This is a genomic window from Pseudonocardia bannensis (genome assembly GCF_012911875.1).
Classification (GTDB): Bacteria; Actinomycetota; Actinomycetes; order Mycobacteriales; family Pseudonocardiaceae; genus Pseudonocardia; species Pseudonocardia bannensis.
Map to the genome: position 1 here is coordinate 1 of NZ_JAAXKZ010000254.1, position 1,763 is coordinate 1,763.

The window sequence follows — 1,763 nt, forward strand, 5'->3', positions numbered from 1 at the left end:
GCGTCCCGACACCGGCGCCGTCCGGCCCGGTGATCGCGACACCGCGCGCCGCCCCGAGCGCCCGGCCCGGGCCGGCGTGCCCGACGGCTCGGCCGAGCTGACCCAGCCCGTGGCAGCGGCCCGCCGCCGCCCCGAGCACCCCGAGAAGACGGTCGCGCTGGCCCGTGTCGGTGCGGGCCGCACGGCGAGCCCCTTCGCTGACGAGCGCCCCCGCACCGCCGACGACCCGAGCAAGGCCACCGGCCCCCGCGCGGCCACCGAACTCCGCACGGCGAGCAGCGCACCGCCTCCACCCGTCCGGCGCCGTCCGTCGGCCGCACGCGGCGGGTCCCGGTGCCGGCGCCTGGGCCAGGCACTCGGGATCACCGCGGCCGCCACCGCCCTGCCCGGGCTCGGCCACCTGATCCTGCGCCGGCGACGCACCGGCGGGCTGATCCTCGGTCTGTTCGGGCTCGGCATCGGCATGCTCGTCGTGGCGGCGCTGACGATGGACCGCAGCACGCTGCTGGAGACCGTCCTGTCGACCCGGTTCCTCGGGGTGGCGGCGGTGGTCTCCCTGCTCGCCGCGCTCGGCTGGATCGCCGTCATCGTGCGCACCTATCTACTGGCCCGGCCCAGGCGGATGTCCACCGGTCGCCGCGTCCTCGGCGCGGGCGTCGTCACGGCGCTGTGCCTGACGATCGCGGTTCCGTTCGGTCTCGCGGCCGAGTTGGCGAACTCCCAGCGCAACCTGCTGAACGCGCTGTTCAAGGGCGGCGGCACCGCCGCGGCCGACGCGTTCAAGCAGCCGCGGCTCAACGTCCTGCTGCTGGGCACCGACGCCGGGCCGGACCGCACCGGGACCCGGACCGACACGATGATGGTCGCCAGCGTCGACACCCGGACGGCCAGGACGATCCTGTTCAGCCTGCCGCGCAACATCCAGCGCGCCCAGTTCCCGCCCGGTTCGCCGATGGCCGAGGAGTTCCCCGACGGCTTCCACGATCCGAGCGAACCGCTGTCGGGCAACTACCTGCTCAACGCGGTCTACGCCTACGCCCACGAGTTCCCTGCCGTCGCACCCGCCGGCCCCACTCCCGACCCCGGAATCAACCTGCTCAGCTCGACGATCTCCTACATGCTCGGGCTGCCGCTGGACTACTTCCTCGAGGTCAACATGGCCGGCTTCTCGTCGATGATCGACGCGGTCGGCGGGGTGACGGTCGACGTGGGGTCCACACCGATCCCGATCGGCGGGGTGACGGCCGACGGCCGCCACGTCAAGCCCACCGGATACATCGAACCCGGCCGCCAGGAGCTCAACGGCGAGGAGGCACTCTGGTTCGCCCGGTCGCGCCGGGACTCCACCGACTACGACCGCATGGGCCGCCAGCGGTGCCTGATCCAGGCCGTCCTGGACCAGCAGAGCCCGGCCGACCTGCTCACCAACTTCCAGTCGGTGGCCGCGGTGGCGACCGAGAACGTCATCACGAACATCCCGCAGGACGTGCTGCCCAAGCTGGTCTCGCTGGCCGGGGGCGGCGGTGTGCACCTGGAGAGCGTCGCGTTCGACCCCAGCCTGCCCGACCCCAGCCAGCGCGACGGGCACTTCAACACCGGGCGGCCGGATCCGGAGTTCATGCGCCAGGTGGTGAACGCCGCGATCGAGGGCCGGCCGCTGGTGACCACCCCGGCGCCGACGACGACGCCGCGGGCCACCGCACGCCGCGCGGCCACCCCGACCACCCCGCTGGCGCCGACGGCGTCCCCGCCCTCGACCGCCC

Annotated in this window: 1 protein-coding gene; it reads left to right on the top strand. The window is 74.2% G+C overall.

Annotated features, from left to right (window positions below):
• On the top strand, positions 1–1,763 hold a 1,763-nt coding region (locus HF519_RS29995; protein WP_169416311.1), incomplete at both ends, for an LCP family protein.